At 72.1% G+C, this 18,626-nt stretch carries 17 protein-coding genes; 6 read left to right on the forward strand and 11 right to left on the reverse strand.

Translation table 11 applies throughout. The features are described from left to right. Positions 1 to 127 precede the first annotated feature (127 nt). Positions 128 to 523, forward strand: a complete 396-nt coding sequence (locus K311_RS0109520; RefSeq protein WP_026817114.1) for an ExbD/TolR family protein — start codon at positions 128 to 130, stop codon at positions 521 to 523. A gap of 15 nt (positions 524 to 538) precedes the next feature. Here the strand turns inward: K311_RS0109520 and K311_RS0109525 are convergent, their stop codons facing one another. Continuing rightward, a complete protein-coding gene (locus K311_RS0109525; RefSeq protein WP_026817115.1) occupies positions 539 to 1,318 on the reverse strand; it encodes a pyridoxine 5'-phosphate synthase in 780 nt (259 codons plus the stop codon). A 79-nt stretch (positions 1,319 to 1,397) separates the two neighbouring features. Here K311_RS0109525 and K311_RS0109530 point away from each other — a divergent pair, with 79 nt between their 5' ends. Then, a complete protein-coding gene (locus K311_RS0109530; RefSeq protein WP_026817116.1) occupies positions 1,398 to 4,298 on the forward strand; it encodes a ligand-binding sensor domain-containing diguanylate cyclase in 2,901 nt (966 codons plus the stop codon). Positions 4,299 to 4,403: 105 nt separating this feature from the next. On the opposite strand, the gene K311_RS0109535 is transcribed toward K311_RS0109530, so the two are convergent. The 5 genes from K311_RS0109535 to K311_RS0109555 all read right to left on the reverse strand — a co-directional run bounded on the left by K311_RS0109535 (position 4,404) and on the right by K311_RS0109555 (position 9,643). Further along, a complete protein-coding gene (locus K311_RS0109535) occupies positions 4,404 to 4,655 on the reverse strand; it encodes a GlsB/YeaQ/YmgE family stress response membrane protein (RefSeq protein WP_026817117.1) in 252 nt (83 codons plus the stop codon). Positions 4,656 to 4,665: 10 nt separating this feature from the next. Next, entirely contained in the window at positions 4,666 to 4,944 is a 279-nt protein-coding gene (locus tag K311_RS0109540) for a hypothetical protein (RefSeq protein WP_026817118.1), read from the reverse strand. A 70-nt stretch (positions 4,945 to 5,014) separates the two neighbouring features. Further along, the gene (cls, locus tag K311_RS0109545; RefSeq protein WP_026817119.1) at positions 5,015 to 6,424 is read right to left on the reverse strand and encodes a cardiolipin synthase; all 1,410 of its coding nucleotides are present in this window, start codon (positions 6,422 to 6,424) and stop codon (positions 5,015 to 5,017) included. 103 nt (positions 6,425 to 6,527) lie between these two features. After that, positions 6,528 to 7,613, reverse strand: coding sequence for a PA0069 family radical SAM protein (locus K311_RS0109550; protein WP_026817120.1), 1,086 nt, complete (start codon positions 7,611 to 7,613; stop codon positions 6,528 to 6,530). 152 nt (positions 7,614 to 7,765) lie between these two features. Beyond that, on the reverse strand, positions 7,766 to 9,643 hold the full coding sequence (locus K311_RS0109555; protein WP_245570647.1) for an SLC13 family permease: 1,878 nt from the start codon (positions 9,641 to 9,643) through the stop codon (positions 7,766 to 7,768). Between the two features lie 104 nt (positions 9,644 to 9,747). On the opposite strand from K311_RS0109555, the gene K311_RS0109560 reads away from it, so the two are divergent. Together K311_RS0109560 and eda are read left to right on the forward strand one after the other, a co-directional pair. Further along, entirely contained in the window at positions 9,748 to 11,754 is a 2,007-nt protein-coding gene (locus K311_RS0109560) for a GGDEF domain-containing protein (protein ID WP_154659517.1), read from the forward strand. Between the two features lie 101 nt (positions 11,755 to 11,855). After that, positions 11,856 to 12,518, forward strand: a complete 663-nt coding sequence (gene eda, locus K311_RS0109565) for a bifunctional 4-hydroxy-2-oxoglutarate aldolase/2-dehydro-3-deoxy-phosphogluconate aldolase (protein WP_026817123.1) — start codon at positions 11,856 to 11,858, stop codon at positions 12,516 to 12,518. Positions 12,519 to 12,603: 85 nt separating this feature from the next. Here eda and K311_RS0109570 read toward each other — a convergent pair whose 3' ends face one another. The 3 genes from K311_RS0109570 to K311_RS0109580 are packed head-to-tail and all read right to left on the reverse strand — an operon-like array spanning position 12,604 to position 14,626. Beyond that, positions 12,604 to 13,308 carry a 2OG-Fe(II) oxygenase gene (locus tag K311_RS0109570; protein ID WP_026817124.1) on the reverse strand — a complete coding sequence of 235 codons (705 nt, stop codon included), beginning with the start codon at positions 13,306 to 13,308 and terminating at the stop codon, positions 12,604 to 12,606. Further along, on the reverse strand, positions 13,305 to 13,589 hold the full coding sequence (locus K311_RS0109575; protein ID WP_026817125.1) for a hypothetical protein: 285 nt from the start codon (positions 13,587 to 13,589) through the stop codon (positions 13,305 to 13,307). Before K311_RS0109575 ends, K311_RS0109570 begins: the two co-directional genes overlap by 4 nt. Positions 13,590 to 13,591: 2 nt before the next feature. Next, on the reverse strand, positions 13,592 to 14,626 hold the full coding sequence (locus K311_RS0109580) for a class 1 fructose-bisphosphatase (protein ID WP_026817126.1): 1,035 nt from the start codon (positions 14,624 to 14,626) through the stop codon (positions 13,592 to 13,594). Positions 14,627 to 14,719: 93 nt separating this feature from the next. Here K311_RS0109580 and K311_RS0109585 point away from each other — a divergent pair, with 93 nt between their 5' ends. Further along, complete coding sequence (locus tag K311_RS0109585) at positions 14,720 to 15,964, forward strand: MgtC/SapB family protein (protein ID WP_026817127.1); 1,245 nt, start codon at positions 14,720 to 14,722, stop codon at positions 15,962 to 15,964. A gap of 15 nt (positions 15,965 to 15,979) precedes the next feature. On the opposite strand, the gene K311_RS0109590 is transcribed toward K311_RS0109585, so the two are convergent. Further along, on the reverse strand, positions 15,980 to 16,639 hold the full coding sequence (locus K311_RS0109590; RefSeq protein ID WP_026817128.1) for a response regulator: 660 nt from the start codon (positions 16,637 to 16,639) through the stop codon (positions 15,980 to 15,982). A 12-nt stretch (positions 16,640 to 16,651) separates the two neighbouring features. After that, complete coding sequence (locus K311_RS0109595; protein ID WP_026817129.1) at positions 16,652 to 17,800, reverse strand: sensor histidine kinase; 1,149 nt, start codon at positions 17,798 to 17,800, stop codon at positions 16,652 to 16,654. Between the two features lie 143 nt (positions 17,801 to 17,943). Between K311_RS0109595 and K311_RS0109605 the strand changes: the two genes are divergently transcribed. Then, positions 17,944 to 18,624: a hypothetical protein gene (locus tag K311_RS0109605; protein ID WP_026817130.1), complete on the forward strand. Its 681-nt coding sequence runs from the start codon at positions 17,944 to 17,946 to the stop codon at positions 18,622 to 18,624. Positions 18,625 to 18,626 lie beyond the last annotated feature (2 nt).

The following is an 18,626-nucleotide window of genomic DNA, read 5'->3' on the forward strand; positions in this document are numbered from 1 at the left end:
GCCTCCGGGCGGCGTTTTTTTTGCCCGCGCGGCAGCCCCGGGCGACGGCGCGAGGCGCGTCGCCCCGCTTGTCCTCGCCCGGGTGCGGGCGTAAAACCGGAGGCGCCACCCCGCCGAGGAGTACGCCATGGCCTTTTCCGCCCGTGCCGCATCCGCTTCGATGGCCGACATCAACATCACCCCGCTGGTCGACGTGATGCTGGTACTCCTGGTGATCTTCATGGTCACCGCGCCGCTGCTCGACAACCGCCAGCTGCTGACCCTGCCCGCCACGCACATCAGCGACACCCCGAAGGTCGAACCGCGCGAGCTGCAGGTCGAGGCCGGCGAGATCTTCCGGCTCGACGGCGTCGCGCTGGCGCCGGCCCAGCTCGAGCTCGCCCTGCGCGACTGGCGCCAGGCCACGCCCGACGGGATCCTCAGGCTCGTGGTCGCCGATGACGCCGACTACCAGTCGACAGCCCGGGCGATGGCCGCGGCCGAACGGGCCGGCGTCGAACACATCAGCCTCGCCGGGCTCTGAGCCCGGCCGCATGGATCAACCGGTGGCGGCCGACCCGGCCGCGGCCCCGGCCTGCGCGATGACCCGCAGATAGGCCTGCACCGTCGGTGCCAGACCGGCGTGCAGCGCCTCGCCGATCAGGGCGTGCCCGATCGACACCTCGAGCACGCCCGGCACCTCGCCCAGGAAACGACCCAGATTCGCCTGGCTCAGGTCGTGCCCGGCATTGACCCCGAGGCCCAGTGCGACGGCCTCGCGGGCGGTCGCGGCGCAGCGCTCGAGCGCCGCCCCGGGGTCCCCGGCGGCGAAGGCCGAGGCATAGGGCCCGGTATAGATCTCGATGCGATCGGCGCCGATCTCGCAGGCAAGTTCCAGGGCGTCGGCCCCGGCGTCCATGAACAGCGACACCCGCGCGCCGAGCTCCTTCAGGCGTGTGACCAGCGGCCGCAGCCGCCCGGCATCGCGGCGCAGGTCGAAGCCGTGGTCGGAAGTCAGCTGGCCGTCGCCGTCGGGGACCAGGGTCGCCTGCTGCGGCCGCACCGCCTCGACCAGCGCGATGAAGCCGGGATAGCCCGCCCGCGGCGGCGCGAACGGATTGCCCTCGAGGTTGTACTCGACCCGGCCGGAAACCACGTCCGCCAGGGCGAAGACATCGTCGGGCCGGATGTGGCGCTGATCCGGCCGCGGGTGCACGGTGATGCCCCCGGCGCCGGCTGCGATGGCCGCTTCCGCGGCGCCGACCACCGAGGGTTCGTCGCCGCCGCGGGAATTCCGCAACACGGCGACCTTGTTCACGTTGACGCTGAGCACGGTCATCCGCGAAGCCTACCCGCGGCCGGGTTCCGGGGCATCCCCTGCGCCGGTTCTACCGTGAAGTTTGCGTGATAATCCCGGCATGTCCCCTCGCCCGAACCTCTCCGGACCGATCGCTGCCGGCCGCCTTCGCCGTGGCCTCGCCATCGGCCTGCTCGTCCTGGCCTCCCTGGTCGGCCCCGCTGCCGCCGAACCGCTGCCGGCCTCGCCGCTGTTGCAGCACTACGGCGTCGACCAGACCAAATCCGCGCCCGGCCATCACGGCGTCGCCATCGACCGCGACGGCGCCCTGCTGGTCGCCAGCGCCGAGGGCGTCCTGCGCTACGACGGCGTCGACTGGGAGCTGAGCGGACTGCCGGGGCGGTCGCGGGCACGCTCGATTGCGATCGGTGACGACGGCCTGGCCTACGTCGGCGGCGTCGACACCTTCGGACGACTCGCCCGCAGCCGCGACGGCGAACTGATGTACGAAGAACTGCTGACCCGGGCCAACCTGCGCGGCGCCCGCCGTCATGTCGGCATCGTCTGGAACACGCTGCCGACCCGGACCGGCGTCTACTTCCGCGCCGAGAAGAGCCTGTTCTTCGTGCCCTACGGCGAAGGCCCGGCGCAGTCCTGGCCGCTCGGCGACGAGGTACGCGGTTTCCACACCGCCGACGACCGGCTCTACGCCCGCGTCGAGGGCGTCGGTTTCACCGTCTTCGACAACGGCCGCTTCCGGCCGGAACCCGGCGCCGAGGTCTTCTCCCGCCAGCTGCTGGCCGGTGTGGTCGACCGCGGCGACTGGTTGCTGCTCGTCGGGCGCGAGGGCCTCTACCGCGCCGACGCCGAGGGCATCCACCGGCTCGACGGACCCGCCAGCGACGCGATCGCCGGCGTCCGCAGCTACAGCGTGCATGCGCTGGACGACGGCAGCTTCGTCGCCGGTACCCTCGACGGCGAACTCCTGCGCGTCGATGCCGACCTGCGCCTGCGCGAACGCGTCGACCTCGGCGCTTTCGCGGTGCGCGACATGAGCGTCGACCGGGAGGGCGGCCTGTGGGCGGCGACCGAGGGCGACCTGGTGCGGCTGGCGATGCCCTCGCCCTGGTCGTGGCTGGGCCCGGTGCAGGGCCTGACCGGCACGCCGTCGGACTTCGAGTGGTACGACGGCGCGCTCTGGCTCGCGTCGAGCAACGGCCTGTCGCGGCTGCAACCGCGCACCGATGCGACACCGGTACCCGAAACCCTGCCGTGGACGAGCATGGAGGCCACCGCCCTGCACGCCAGCGATGCCGGCCTGCTGATCGGTGTGCGCGAGGGCCTGCTCGTGCTGGACCGCGGCGCGAGCCGGCCGCGGCAGTTGTTCGACAGCGGTTTCGACAGCGTCTACTGGCTGGTCGCTTCGCGGCACGACCCGGCCTGGGTCTACGGCCTGAGCAGCGAGCGCCTGCTGCTGCTGCACGAAGACGCCGGCCGCTGGACGCTGCGCGCGGCCCTGCCGCTGGATGGCCTGAACATCAACGGCATGGTCGAAGCCGGTGCCGGCGAGTTGTGGTTCGGCGACACCCGCGGGCCGGTGCAGCGCTGGCGACTGGACCTGGCCGCCGGCGCGCTCCTCGACCGCCGGACCTTCGCCGACGCCGACGGCCTGGCGCTCGTGCCGGGCAACGGCACGTCGGTATTCCGTCTCGACGAGCGGGTGCACGCGATCAGCAGCGAGCGCGGCTTCGTGCTCGACGGCGAACGCTTCGTCGCCGACGTCGCGCCGCCGCTGACCCTGGTCGACCGCCCGTGGGAATTGCAGGTCGAGGAGACCGCCCTCGGCGACTACGCCTACACCAGCCGTGAGCTGTGGCACCGCCCGGCCGATGGCGGCGACTGGCAGCGCCTGTTCCCCGGCGCCCAGGGCGCGGTCGGCTACACCTGGCTGCGGACCGGCCGCGACGGCGTGCTGCGGCTCGCCACGTGGAACGGCCTGCTGCAGTTCGACCCGGAGGAGCGGGCGGTGCCGTCACAGCCGCTGCGGCTGACGATGGAGCGGGTGATCGCCCGCGGCCCCGATGGCGAGACCCTGCGGCTGCCCTCCAGCAGCGAACCGATCCCGGTACGGGTCCCGGCCGGACACAGCCTCAACCTGCGCTTCGGCATGGTCAGCATGGAAAGCGGCGCCGAGTTCCGCTACGTGCTGCACGGCGTCACCCCCGACTGGAGCAGCTGGACCGACCGCGACCTGTTCATCCGCGCATTGCCGCCGGGCGACTACGTGCTCGAGGTCGAGGCGCGCACCCGCAACGGCCGCCGCGCGCCGAGCATGAACTACCACTTCCAGGTCGAGCACTTCTGGCACGAACAGTGGTGGATGCGGGTCCTGCTGCTGATCGCCGCGCTCGCCACGCTGACCGCGGTGACGCTGTGGATCGTGCGCCTGCGCACCGAGCGCTACATCGCGGCCAACCGCCGCCTCGAGAGCCGGATCGCCGAACGCACGCGCGAACTCGAGGAACTCAATCGCCAGCTCGCCGAGCTGGTGACCGAGGACGCCCTGACCGGCGTGGCCAACCGCCGCGCGCTCGAGAACGGCCTGCGCCGCGAGTGGATGCGCTGCCTCGACCAGCGCCGGCCGCTGTCGGTGCTGATGATCGACGTCGACAACTTCAAGGCCTACAACGACAGCCATGGCCACCTCGAAGGCGATCTGCAGCTCAAGGGCATCGCCCAGAAGCTGTTCGCCCAGCACGACCCGCAGCGCGAACTGCTCGCCCGCTACGGCGGCGAGGAGTTCGCCCTGCTGCTGCCCGGCGTACACGCCGACGACGCACTGCGCCGCGCCGAGCAGATCCGCCAGGCCGTCGCCGACAGCGCCATCGGCATGACCGTCAGCATCGGCGTCGCCGGCTTCGTCCCCGACGTCCAGGCCGAGCCGGACAGCCTGCTGCGCCGCGCCGATGCCGCCCTGTACGCCGCGAAGCGGGGCGGGCGGAATCGGGTCGAGGGCGAATAACGAGTGGAGAGTAACGAGTAACGAGTAGGAGCTCGCGCTTCGCTCGGTCGCGCCACAGGCGCGGGCCCTCACTCGTTACTCGTTACTCTCCACTCGTTCCTCGCGTTACGCTTTTCGGAGAACGCGCGCGATCGCGACCAGGATCACCGCGCCGATGAAGGCGGTGATGAACAGGCCGATCTCGCCGCCGAAGCGCAGGCCGAACTTCGGCAGCAGCCAGCCGCCGAAGAAGGCGCCGATCACGCCGATGACGATGTTGACGACGACGCCGTAACCGCGGCCCTTCATCACGACACCGGCGAGCCAGCCGGCGAGGGCGCCGATCAGCAGGAACACGGCGATCTGGATCACGCTCATCGGCAGCTCCTCAGCGCGGCTCGTCGTCGTTGGCGGCCGCCGTCGGCGGGGTCTGCGCGGCCTTGCGCGCCTCGGCCTGCTCGCGCATCTGCCGCAGCAGCTCCGGGCTGATCACCTGGCCGATGTCGCGCGAGGCGCCGGAGACGCGTGCCGACATCCAGCCGACGATCCACGCGACGACGCCGACGAAGGCGCCGATCACGAACAGCAGTACCAGCGGACTCGGCATCGTCTTGACCATCGCGAGGGCCAGACAACAGAAGGCGGCGAGCAGGTAGAGCCAGTGCATGGGACACCCCGGGGTCGGTGGCGGCCAGTTTACCCGCGCCCGTGGCGCATGCCAGCGTCCCCTCGGCCGCTCAGAGCAGCGGCGACAGCAGCCGCGCCCAGGCCTCGGCCAGCCGTTCCCGCAGCGGCGCCGGCGCGCGGTCGGCGCGGACCTCGACGCTGGCATCCAGATTGGCCTGCAGTTCCGCCTCGAGCCGCCGGCAGAAGCCGGCGTCGTGCAGCAGCAGCGCCAGCTCGAAGTTCAGCCGGAAGCTGCGGTGGTCGAAGTTCGCGCTGCCGATCAGCGCGCTGTCGTCGTCGAACAGGATCGCCTTGCTGTGCAGCATGCCGGGCTGGTACTCGAAGACCCGCACGCCGGCCTCGAGCAGGGCGTCGTGATACGAGCGCGCGGCGAGGGTGACGATCGCCGAGTCGCTGCGCTTCGGCACGATCACCCGCACATCCAGCCCGCGCTGCGCCGCCGAGCACAGCGCCATCAGTGCCGCCTCGCCGGGCACGAAGTACGGCGTCACCAGCCAGACCCGGCGGTCGGCCTGGTGGATCGCCTCGACCTGCACCTTGTGGATGGCTTCCCACGGCGAATCCGGACCGGCCGGGATCACCTGCGCGAGGATGCCGCCGGCTTCCGCCTCCGGCCACAGCCGCTGGTCGCGCAGCGCCACTTTCGTCGCGTAATGCCAGTCCTCGAGGAAGGCCAGCTGCAGCCAGCGTACGACCTGGCCCTCCAGGCGCAGGTGCATGTCGCGGAACGCGGCGGAGTTCACCCGCTCGTCCTGGTCGTCGCAGATGTTGATGCCGCCGGTGAAGGCGATCTCGCCGTCGACGATCACCAGCTTGCGGTGATTGCGCAGGTTCATCCGCGGCCGCCAGATGCGCTTGAGCTTCATCGGATGGAACCAGCCGATCTCGACGCCGGCCTCGCGCAGCGGCGCCAGGAAGCTGCGCGACAGCCGGCCGGAACCGATCGCGTCGAGCAGCAGGCGCACGCGCACCCCGGCGCGCGCGCGCTCGGCGAGCGCGTCGCGGAACACCGTGCCGGTGCGGTCCGGCTCGAAGATGTAGTACTCGACGTGCAGGTGGTGGCGCGCCGCGGCGACCGCCTCGAGCAGGCGCGAATAACACTGCTCGCCACCGACCAGCAGGTCGACCCGGCGGGCGGTCGACGGTGCGAACCCGGTCGTCGTCCGCGCCAGTCGGGCGACCGTGCGCGCATCGTCGCTGGGCGTGAGTTCCGGCGGCAGCGCGCGGCCGAGGTTCTGACGGGCGCGGGCGCGGCTCATGCGGTGGCGTCGGATCCGCTGCGGCCCGAGGAAGTGGTAGACCAGCAGGCCGATCACCGGCAGCGCCGCCAGCGACAGCAGCCAGCTCAGGGTCGCGATCGGTTCGCGCTTCTGCAGCACGATCCAGCAGGCGAGCACGATCAGGTAGGCCACCCACAGGCCCCAGAGCCACGGCTTCAGTTCGTCCCAACCGATCGTCATCGCGTGTCCGCCGGTCCGGCCACCGGGGCCGGGCGGGGGAATGATCGCAGAAGCGTCCGTGGTCGCGGCGGCAATGCGGCGCTGCCGGGGGGTGCCGGGCCGCTCAGAACAGCGCCAGCTGCGGGCCGCGCCTCGCCGGCGGCACGAAGCGCGTGGTGTCGAGCTGCGGCAGTTCGCCGAAACCGAGGCGTGCGTGCGCGATCCGGAAGCGCTGCCGCAGCAGGTCGGCGAACGGCCCGGCGCCACGCATGCGGTGACCGAAACGGCTGTCGTAGTCGCGACCCCCGTGCATCTGCTGCAGCAGGCTCAGCGAATGCGCCGCGCGCTCCGGCAGGTGTAGTTCCAGCCACTCGCGCCACACCTCCTTCAGTTCGTGCGGGAGGCGCAGCAGCACGTAGGCGGCGGACTGCGCGCCCGCGTCGCGGCAGGCCTCGAGGATGCGCTCGAGTTCGGCGTCGGTGACCGCGGGAATGACGGGAGCCACCAGCACGCCGACAGGCACGCCGGCCTCGCGCAGCGCGCGGATCGTCTTCAGCCGCGAATGCGGCGCTGCCGCGCGCGGCTCGAGCTTGGCCGACAGCTGATTGTCGAGCGTCGTCACCGACAGGTGCACCTGCGCCAGATCCTCGCGCGCCATCGCTGCGAGCAGGTCGATGTCGCGCACGACCAGCGCGCTCTTGGTGACGATGTGTACCGGGTGCTTCGTTTCCGCGAGCACCTCGAGGGCGGCGCGGCTGATCCCGCGCTCGCGCTCCAGCGGCTGCCAGCCGTCGGTGTTGATGCCGAGCGCGATCGGCGACGGCACGTAACCCGGCTTCGCCAGCTCCTCGCGCAGCTTCGCGGCGGTGTTCACCTTCGCGAACAGCCGCGACTCGAAATCCAGTCCGGGCGAAAGGCCCAGGTAGGCATGGCTCGGTCGCGCGAAACAGTAGACGCAGCCGTGCTCGCAGCCGCGGTACGGATTCACCGACTGCGAGAAGCCGACGTCGGGCGACTGGTTGCGGCTGATGACCGAACGCGCCGTTTCCTCGCTGACCGTGGTCCGCAGGCGCGGCGCTTCTCCGGCATCGGCGTACACCGAGCCCCAGCCGTCGTCCTCGGCCACCGGCGTGGTGACTTCGAAACGGCCGGCGGGCCGGGACGAGGAGCCGCGGCCTTTCATCGGTCGGGTGGGTTTCGATGCGTCCATGGTGGCGTCGATTCTGCGCGCTCGCGTCGCAATGGATGAGAAACGAGAAACGAGGAACGAGAAACGAGTGGCGCCTGCGGCGGCGCGCTCACGCGCGAGTGAAGAGTGGGTTGCGCGACGCTTTCACTCGTTCCTCGTTTCTCGTTCTTCGCTCAGGGCCAAAGCGGCCCCCCGAGCCAAAGCCACCGCGCCAGCCAGGCACTGGCCAGGCTGATGCCGACCGTCATCGGCAGGCCGACCTTCAGGAAGTCGCCGAAGGTGTACTGGCCGGGGCCGAGGATCAGCAGGTTGCCGTGGTGGCCGATCGGGGTCAGGAACGAGGCGACGGCGCCGAGCGCGATGCAGACGACGAACGGCGCCGGCGGCAACCCGAGGGCGGTGGCCACCGCGAACGCCACCGGTGCCAGCAGCACCGTCGTCGCCGCGTCCGACAGGATCTGGGTCAGCAGCGCCGCCGCCCAGAACATCACCAGCAGCACCGCCAGCGGACTCCAGTCGGCGGCCACCCGCAGCACCTGGTCGGCGAACAGCTGCGCGGTGCCGGTCTTCTGCATCGCCGCGCCCAGCGGGATGACGCCGGCGATCATCACGAAGATGCGCACGTCGATCTCGCGGTAGGCACGTTCGATGTCGACGCAGCGCAGCAGCACCATGCCCACCGCACCGAGCAGGAAGGCGATCTGCGCCGGCAGCAGTTCGGTCGCCGCCAGGAAGACCGTCGTCAGCATCACCCCGATCGCCATGCCCGCCTTGCTGCGCAGCCGCGGCGCGCCGGTGAACGGCACCAGCATCAGGAAGGCGCGGTTGCCGGCGAGCGCCGCGAGATTCTGCTGCCGTCCCCACAGCACCAGCAGGTCGCCCTCGCGCAGCTCGACGTTCGCGAGCTCGCCGCGGAACCAGCCGTCCCGCCGCCACAGCCCGACCAGCACCACGCCGAGCGTGCGCGCGAAGTCGATCTCGCCGACGCTGCGGCCGACGAACTCGGAATCGGACGCGACCACGGCCTGCACGATCTGTTCCTCGCCGAGCAGTTCGCTCTCGCGGCCATCGCGGCGCGCCTCGCCGTAGCGCGCGACGCTGTGCAGGGCCACGCCGGGCTCGTCCTTGATCGAGGCGATCTCGTCGGGCGAGGTGCGCACCAGCAGCACGTCGCCGGCCTGCAGCGGCTGCCCGGGCTCGCGGCCACGCCGGCGCACGCCGTGGCGCAGCCAGTCGACGATGTCCAGGCGGCGCGCGAAGCGCTTCTGGAATTCCGCGTAGCTGCGGCCGATCCACGGCGAGTCGGCCTCGATCAGCAGCTCGGTGTAGTAGTGGTCCAGGCGCAGGTAGTCGCTGTCGCCGCCACCGCCGGTGCGCTTGGGCAGCAGCCAGCGACCGAGCAGCATGCAGGCCATGCCGACCAGCACCAGGGTCGCGCCGATCGGCGTGATCGAGAAGATGTGCAGGCCTTCGCCGCCGTTGCGCTCGAGCAGGTCGGAGGCGAGCAGGAAGGCCGGCGCGCTGAACAGCGTCAGCGTCGTGCCCAGCGACGCCGCCAGCGACATCGGCATCAGCAGCCGCGAGGCCGGCAGGTTCTTGTCGCGCGCCAGTCGCAGCATGATCGGCAGCATCATCGCGGTGACCATCAGGTGGTGCGACACCGACGCGAGCAGGGCCACCGTCGGGATCGTCACCGCGATCGCCCGCCACTCGCTGCCGCCGGCGGCGCGCCCGATCATCGCGCCGATGCGGTCGGTGACGCCGGTCGACGACAGCCCGGCCGACAGCACGAAGACCCCGGCGACGATGATCGCCGGTTCGCTGGCGAAGCCCGCCAGCGCCTCCTTCGCGTCGAGGATGCCGGTGAGGGCGAGCGCCATCAGCGCCAGCATCGCCACCAGGTCGACCCGGAGTTTCTCGCTGATGAACAGCAGCAGCGCGCCGCCCAGGATGACGAGAAAGATGAGCTGCTGCGGGTCCATGCGTGTCCAGGTCTGGCGCCGTCCGGTAGCGGGTCGCGCCGGACTGGTGGCGAGGGCAGCATTGTCCATGCCTTGCGCCGCTCGCGGGAGTGAAGGCCGCGACTTGCCCGCGTGCGCCGGGAGTCGCATCCTTCGCCGACGCCGCAAGCCGGCCGCCACAGGGGGCGGATCAGATGCGCGATCACCGGTCCGCGAGGGCGCGGTTGCCGTGGTACGTCGGAGCACTGCTGGCCCTGCCGCTGGCTGCCGCCGCCGCGTGTCCGGACAGCGCCACCCGCGCCCGCCTGCGCCAGGACGCCGAGGCGCTGAATGCGCCCGGGATCGCCGTGGACGTCGCCCCGGAGCGGCTGCGCGCATCCTGGGAGGCCGTGCTCGCGGCGACCCGCGCCTGTGCCCCCGCCGATCCCCGCGCCGAGGCCGAGGTGCTCGCCGCCTGGGCCGAAGCGGCCCGCAGCACCGGCGACGCCGACACCGGCTACGTGCTCGAGGAGCGCCGGCTCGCCTTCGCCCGCGAGCACGGGCTGGCCGACCACCGCGGCGATGCCGCGCTGCGCCAGGGCGCGGCCCTCGTCGCCCGCAGCGCGTTCGACCGCGCCCGCGAGCGCCTGCATGAAGCCCTCGCCGCCTTCGGGGAAACCGGCGACACCGCCCGCATCGCCGCCGCCCACTCGGAACTCTCGCGGCTCGACCGCCGCCGCGGCGACTACCTGCCGGCGCTGCGCCAGGAGCTGGCGGCCCTCGCGCTGCGGCGCTCGCTCGACCCACCGCCGGAGCTGTCGCGGTCGCTGCTCAACCTGGCGGTGCTGTACGAGCAGCTCGAACTGTTCGACGAGGCACGCCAGCACTACCACGAAGCCCTGCTCGCGGCCGAGCTCGAGGGTGTGCCGCTGGGCGTCGCCGACGTGCTCAACGGCTACGCCGGCTTTCTCAACGACTTCGGTGCGGCCGACGCCAGCGAGGCGCTGCGCATGGCCGAACGCGCGCTGGAGATCGTCCGCCGGCACGGCAATCGCGCGCGGATCGGCTCCTGCCTGCTGCAGGTCGGGCGCGCGCAGATGAACCTCGGCGACCGCACCGCGGCGGCGCAGAGCCTGCTGGCGGCCCTCGCCGAAGCCGACGCCGCGGCATCCGCGGCATTGCGCGCGCACGTGCAGTTCCGCCGCGGCGAACTGCTCGCCGCCGACGGCGACGTCGCCGGCGCCCTCGCCCTGGTCGAGGAAGCCAGGCGCGCCTACGAGCAGCAGGGCAACCGCCACCGCCTGATCAAGGTGCACGCGGTGCTGGAGCGCCTGTATGCCGCGCGCGGCGACAAGCTGGCGGCGCTGCAGTCGGGCCGCGAACACTACCGGCTGCGCAACGAGCTGCTCGGAGCCAACGCGACCGGCAAGCTCGGCGAACTGCTCGGCAACTTCCAGCTCGACGAGGAGCGCCTGCGCAGCGAACGTCTGCGCCAGGAGAACGCGCTGGCCGAGGCGGCCCTGCGCAGCGAACGCGAGATGCGCTCGCGCACGATCCTGCAGTCGGCGGCGATCGCGCTGGCGATGCTGCTGCTCGCCTGGCGGCACCTGAGCACGCGCCGGCTCAATGCGCTGCTGGAAGAAAAATCGTCCGAACTCGAAGCCCAGCGGCAGCTGCTGGCGGACGCCAACCGCGAGTTGACGAACTTCTCCGACGAATTGCTGGCGCGCAGCCGCATCGACGCCCTGACCGGTCTGGCCAGCCGCAGCCACGGCATGCAGCGCCTCGCCGAACGCCTCGCCGGCGACGACCCGCACTGGGCGCTGATGATCCTCGACATCGATCACTTCAAGGCGATCAACGATCGCTACGGGCACCCGATGGGCGACCAGGTGTTGATCGCGGTGTCGTCGGCGTTGCGCGAGACGGTGCCGGAAGGCGCCGAACTGGCGCGCATCGGCGGCGAGGAATTCATGGCGATCGTGCCCGATTTCCCGCGCGGCCTCGCCCGCGAACTCGGCGAGGCGATCTGCGCGCGCGTGCGCCTGCTGCGGATCGATCTCGGCGGCACGGTCGTGCAGGTCAGCATCAGCATCGGCCTGCTCGAGGTCGCCGAGGCCTCGGTGACGTCGGTCCGCGATGCCCTCGTGCGCGCCGACCGCGCGCTCTACGTCGCCAAGCGCGACGGCCGCGACTGCGTGCGGGTCGCCGCCGACGCGTGAAAACAGTTCATGGTGCATACGAGGGATCGGCCGCAAGCCGCTAGAGTGTCCTTCCGACCGCTGCGGTTGCTGCCTCGTACGGACCACGAACCGGAGATCCGATGAGCACGATCCCGTCTCCCCTGCGCCAGCTGCTCGCCCTGGCCCCGGTCATCCCCGTCTACACGCCGCAGTCGGTCGGCGAGGCGGTGCAGGTGGCGGCGGCGCTGCACCGCGGTGGCCTGCCGGTGATCGAGGTGACGCTGCGCACGCCGGTCGCGCTGGCGGCGCTGGAGGCGATGGTGAAGGCGCTACCGGACGCGGTGATCGGTGCCGGCACCGTGCTCGACGGCCTGCACTTCGATGCCGCCGCCCGCGCCGGTGCCCGCTTCGTGGTGTCGCCGGGGCTGACGCCGCGCCTGCTGGCCGCCGCGTCCGCGCATGCGCTGCCGTTCCTGCCCGGGGTGCAGAGTGCGTCCGAGCTGATGGCCGGTCTCGAGGCCGGCCTCGACACCTTCAAGTTCTTCCCCGCCGCACCCGCCGGCGGCACCGCGATGCTGCGCGCCTTCGCCGGGCCGTTCCCGCAGGCCCGCTTCTGCCCTACCGGCGGCATCACCGTGGAAACCGCCCCCGGCTACCTGCGGCTGGGCAACGTGCTGTGCATCGGCGGTTCCTGGCTCACGCCGCGGGCGATGCTGGCGGCGGGCGACTGGGTGGGGGTGGAGGGGCTGGCGCGGCAGGCGGCTGCGGTGGGAAACGAGAAACGGGGAACGGGAAACGAGTGAAAGTGCGGGATCGCGGCTAAAGCACGCCGGATCGCGGCTGAAGCCGCTCCTACACTCGTTCCTCGTTCCTGGTTTCTCCTCGTTTCTAGCTCTGGAAGATCTGCTCCGCCCGCTGGAACAGGATCCAGCTCGTCGCGATGTACTTGTCGCCGCCCTCGGGCCGGTTGCCGCGGTGGGTGTGGGTGAAGGCGGCCGGAGCGATCAGCAGGCTGCCGGTTTTCGGCACGATCCGGCGCTGCTGGTAGAGGAATTCGGTCTCGCCGGCGGCGAAGCCGTCGTTGAGGTAGAGCGTCCACAGCACGTGCCGGTGCAGGGTCTCGGCATCGGGCGAGCGCGGATACAGCTCGCAATGCCAGTACGGATAGCCGCCCTGGCCGGCGGTGTAGCGCTGCAGGTTGATCGCGCCGGGGCGCAGCACCGCGCGTACCAGCTCACCGAGCGCGCGGTCGTCGAGGGTGTCGAAATCCCCGGCGGTGATCCGCCGCAGCGCGCCGTCGGCGCCCGGCGTCTGCAGCATCACCGGCGCGATCAGCGCGTAGCGGTAGGTGCGCAGGTAGCGCAGCAGGCAGGCGTAGACGGCGGTGTTCAGCGCGACCTCGGCCTCGCGCCACTCCGGCTTGCCGGTGATCTGGATGTCGCGGCTGTCCTTGAGTTCCGGCAGCACGCCGCCGCCGACCCGGCCGGGGACCGCGGCGCCGCTGGCCTCGAAGGCCTGCACCAGCGCCCGGCAGACGTCCGGCGACAGCGTGTTCTCGTAGACCTCGATGAAGTCGGCCGGCGTCGCGCTCACGGCTTGCGTCCCTGTTCGCTGCGCCAGCCGAGGAAGGCCGCCAGGAACGCGGCGCCGGCGAAGGCGATCGCCAGCGGCAGCAGCACCGCCGCGATGTCGCCCAGCCCGGCGGCGAGCGCGCAGTTCGCCTCCATGCCGACCATGCCGTCGTCGGCGCAGGGCCCGTTCGCCGCCTTGCGGGCGATGTGCCGGAACACCATCCCGGTGATCCCGACCATGCCGGCGAGCCCGCCGAGCCCGCCGGTGACGATCCGCCAGTTCGATTCGAACAGCGGCGGCATCGTCAGCCGCCGGCGCCGTCGTGGCGGCGGTGGTAGTCGATCGCCGTCGCGACCTCGTTGCGCGAACCGAGGAACACCGGCACGCGCTGGTGCAGCGCCGTCGGCTGCACTTCGAGCATGCGCTGGCGGCCGGTGCTGGCGGCGCCGCCGGCCTGTTCGACGAGGAAGGCCATCGGATTGGCTTCGTACATCAGCCGCAGCTTGCCGCCCTTGTCGCGGCACTTGGCGTCGAGCGGATAGCTGAAGACACCGCCGCGGGTCAGGATGCGGTGCACGTCGGCGACCATCGACGCGACCCAGCGCATGTTGAAGTCCTTGCCGCGCGGGCCGTCCTTGCCGGCCAGCATGTCCGCGACCCAGGCCTGCACCGGCGCTTCCCAGTGGCGCTGGTTGGAGGCGTTGATCGCGAACTCCTTCGTGTCCTCCGGAATGCGCATGCCGCGCGTGGTCATCACGAAGCTGCCGATCTCGCGGTCGAGGGTGAAGGCATGGGTGCCGTTGCCGACCGTCAGCACCAGCATCGTGCTCGGCCCGTACACCGTGTAGCCGGCGCAGACCTGGGCGGTGCCCGGCTGCAGGTAGTGCTCGTCGCCGGGCGAGGTGACGCCGTCGGGGCAGCGCAGCACCGAGAAGATCGTGCCGACCGAGACGTTGACGTCGATGTTCGAGCTGCCGTCGAGCGGATCGAACAGCAGCAGGTAGTTGCCGCGCCGCGCGGCGTCGGGGATCGGCTGGCTGTGGTCCATCTCCTCCGAGGCCAAGCCGGCGAGGTGGCCGCCCCAGGCATTGGCCTCCATCAGCACGTCGTTGGCGATCACGTCGAGCTTCTTCTGCGCCTCGCCCTGCACGTTGATGCTGGCGGCGCCGGGGGTGCCGGCGTCGCCGAGCACGCCGCCGAGCGCGCCCTTGCCGACCGCATGCGAGATCGTCTTGCAGGCCCGCGCCACCACCTCGATCAGCAGGCGCAGGTCGGCATTGATGCGGCCGGCGTGCTGCTCCTCGATGAGGTATCGGGTGAGCGAGATCGGTTTCGTCATGGCGCGGCGCTCCGGGGCAGGCGGGGGACGAGCGGTATTGTCGCCCATTCGCGCGGGTTTCTCGTTTCTCAGGCTTTCAGCCAGAATCCCCCCATGCCCCCGACCCTGCCCGGCTTCGACCCCGATTCGCTGCTCTCGGTCGCGTCCGCGCTCGGGCTGGGGCTGCTGATCGGCGTCGTCCGCGAGCGCAGGCTTCCGGAGGTGGCGGTGGTCGCCGGATTGCGCACGCATGCGCTGGCGGCGCTGGGCGGCGTCGTCGCGCTGTGGATCGCGCCGGCCGCGTTCGTCGCGCTGCTGGTCGCGGTGGCGGTGATGGTGGCGCTGAGCTACCAGCGCAGCCGCGAGGACGATCCGGGACTGACCGGCGAGGTCGGCCTGGTCGTCACCGTCCTGCTCGGCGGGCTGGCGCTGCCGGCGCCGTCGCTCGCCAGCGCGCTGGGTGTCGTCGTCGCCGGGCTGCTGTACGCGAAGGTGCCGCTGCACCGGCTCAGCCGCGAGCTGATCAGCGAGAAGGAACTGCGCGACGGCCTGCTGCTGCTGGCCTCGGCGATGGTGATCCTGCCGCTGATCCCCGACCGCACGATCGGCCCGTTCGATGCGTTCAACCCGCGCACGCTGTGGAAGCTGGTCGTGCTGGTGATGGCGATCAGCGCGCTCGGCCATGTCGCGCTGCGCGCGACCGGCAACCGCTGGGGGCTGGCCATCGCCGGCTTCTTCGCCGGCTACGTGTCGTCGACCGCGGCCACCGCCGGCTTCGGCCAGCGGGTGAGGGAGACGCCGGGCCTGCTGTCTTCGGCGGTCGGGGCGACGATGCTCGCGAACCTGGCCTCGGTCTCGCTGATCGTGCCGATCCTGCTCGCGGTCGCGCCGCATGTGCTGTCGGCGCTCTGGCTCGAGATCGGCGCGGCGTGCGTGGTCCTCGCCGCCGGCGGCGCGTTCGGCATCCACCGCGGCGAGGACGACGACGTCCCGGCACCGACCGCGCAGTCGCGCATGTTCAGTTTCCGCGCCGCGCTGCTGTTCGCGGCGGTGATCACCGGCGTCGTGTTCATCGCCGCCGCGCTCGGCGAATGGCTGGGCCCGCGCGGCGCGATCACCGCCGCGATCCTCGCCGCCGCCGCCGAACTGCACGCGGCGGTCGCCACGCTCGGCAACCTGGCCGCCCGCGAGGCAATCGACCTCGACCAGGCCCGCTGGGCCCTGCTCGGCCTGCTCGCCGCCAGCAGCCTCGCCAAGACCGTCGTCGCCTTCAGCACCGGCGGCGCGCGGTTCGGGTCGCGGGTCGGGCTGGGGCTGGGGCTGGCGGTCGCGGCGGCGGCCGGGGTTTGGGCCCTTTGACGGCTCGTTCCTGCTTCAGATGATTCTGAGCGTGATGGCCTTGAGCACCGCCCGCGTGCGGTCGCGGGTGCCGAGCTTGTCGAGGATTTCGCTGACGTAGTTCTTCACCGTGCCCTCGGACAGGAAGACGGCGCGGGCGATCTCCTTGTTCGAGTAGCCGCCTGCCAGCAGGCGCAGGATCGACACCTCGCGCTCGTTGAAGGTGTCGGTCGGCGCGGCCTGGTCGCGGTAGGCGTAGCGTGCGCGCACCGGATCGGTCGGCACCGGCGCCAGCAGGGTGGCGCCGGCGGCGACGCGCAGGATCGCCTCGTGCAGGTCCTCCGGCGAGGCGTCCTTGAGCAGGAACCCCTGGGCGCCGGCCTCGGCCGCCTGCAGAGGCAGCGCGTCGTCGTCGAAGGTCGTGAGCAGCACGACGGGCGTCGCGATGCCGCGCGCGCGCAGCGCACGGACGAGCCCGAAGCCGTCCATGCCGGGCATGCGGATGTCGGACAGGATCACGTCGACCGGGGCGTCGGCGGCCAGGGCATCGAGCGCCTGCAACAGGCTGCCGCCGTCGCCGGCTTCGACCACGACCTGCAGCCGCGGGAAGCCACCCAGCAGCGCGCGCAGGCCGCTGCGGACGAGCGCCTGGTCGTCGGCGAGGGCGAGGCGCAGCGGGGCGTCGATCGGGTCCATGTCCTTCCGTGGTCAGGCGGCGACGGGCAGCCAGGCGCGCAGGTGCACGCCGCCGGTGTCGGTGCGGTCGACGGCGAGGCCGCCGCCGACGGCTTCCAGCCGCTCGCGCATCCCGGTCAGGCCATTGCCCGCCTGCAGCTCGCCGCCGCCGCGGCCGTCGTCACGGATGTCCAGCCGCAGCGCATCGCGGTCCCGGCGCAGCACCACCCACAGGTTCTGCGCCTGCGAGTGCCGCACCGCGTTGGTCAGGCCTTCCTGCACGGCGCGCAGCAGCGCCTCGGCCTGGGCGATCGATCGCACGCGGGCGCCGTCGGCGATGTCCAAGTGCATGCGTGGGCGCGGGAACGGCGTCGCCAGCACCGCCAGCGCGTCGCCGAGGTCGAGCCCGTCGTTGCTGCGCATCTGCGCGACGACGCCGCGGATGTCGGCCAGCAGCTCGTCGGCCAGGCGCGCGCACAGCAGCACCTGCCCGTCGTCGCGGGATCGCCGGTCGCGGGCGAGCGCCGACAGGTTGAGCTTCAGCGCGGTGAGCTTGTGGCCGGCGACGTCGTGCAGTTCGCGTGCCAGCCGCAGCCGCTCGCCGTCGCGGGCGGTCTCCGCGAGCAGGCTGCGGGTGGCGAGCAGGTCGGCATTGGCGGCGGCGAGCTGGTCGCGGGTGCGCTGGGCGGTGATCGCGAACCACGACGTCAACGCCGCGAAGGCCTGGAAACTCAGGTTCATCAGCGTCCCGACCAGCGGCGCTCCGGTTTGCCAGACGTCGCGGTACACGAGATACATGCCGATGTTCGCGGCCGTCATGATCGCCAGCGCGCCGCCAGGCCGCCACACGTGCACCACCTGGATCATGCACAGGATCAGCAGTACCGGCAGCGAACCGGCGCGGGCGTTGAGCATCAGCGCGAAGGCGACCACCAGCTGCAGCAGCACCAGCGCCCGCTCCCACCACAGCGGCGCCGCGCGGTCCGGGCAGGTGGTGATCGTGACGAACGCGGCGAGGAAGACGAGGTCCAGCAGCACCAGCAGCGGCACCGGCGCGGCGCCGGTCGCGAGCAGGCCGGGCACCGGCGAGCGGTGGAAGATCAGCTCGTAGCTGATCGCCGCCCACGCCAGGTAACCGGCGAAGTTCAGCGGCGAACACAGGCGTTGCAGGCGCGGCGACATGGCGCGCAGCTTGGCCGCGGCGGCGCGCGCGCTCAAGACGGGCGGCGCGGAAAGTTACTTCCGGCAGGTCGAGCGGGTGACCCGCGGCACCTGATCGGCGCCGGGCGGGGCCGGAAAGTGGCGACGTCCGAGAGGAGGCCGCCATGACCCCGATGTCCGTGATCGTCACCCTGCACGTCGCCACCGGCGCCGTCGCCCTCGCCGCCTACTGGTCGGCGGCGCTGCTGGCGAAAGGCTCGCCGCGGCACCGGCTGGCCGGGCGGGTCTTCCTGCTGGCGATGCTGGCGATCGTCGTGACCGGCGTGCCGATGGTCGCGCGGGCGCTGTCGCTCGGGCACCCGGTCACCGCCGCCTTCCTCGCCTACCTGCTGCTGCTGGTCGCCCAGGGCAGCTGGAGCGGCTGGCGGGCGATCCGCGACCGGCGGTCGCCGCCGCGCTACTTCGGGCCGGTGTTCCGGGCGCTGACCGGCGCGATCGTGCTGGCCGGCGCGGCGATGGTGGTGCTCGGCCTGCGCGTCGGGCAGCCGGTCCTCGCGGTCTTCGGCGGCGTCGGCGGGCTGGTCGGCTGGGGCGCGATGCAGGCGCGCCGCCGGGCCGACCGCGACCCGGTCTGGTGGCTGCGCGAACACTACGGCGCGATGATCGGCAACGGCGTCGCCGTGCACATCGCCTTCTTCGGCATCGGTCTGCGCCGGCTACTGCCCGGCGTGGATCCGCAGGTGCTGACGCTGTTCGCCTGGTTCGCGCCGCTGGCGGTGGCCGCGGTCGCCGGCCTGTGGATCGGTCGCCGCTATGGTCGGGCCGCGGCGGCGCGCGGCCGCTGAGG

It is taken from the genome of Arenimonas composti TR7-09 = DSM 18010, assembly GCF_000426365.1.
Lineage (GTDB): Bacteria > Pseudomonadota > Gammaproteobacteria > Xanthomonadales > Xanthomonadaceae > Arenimonas > Arenimonas composti.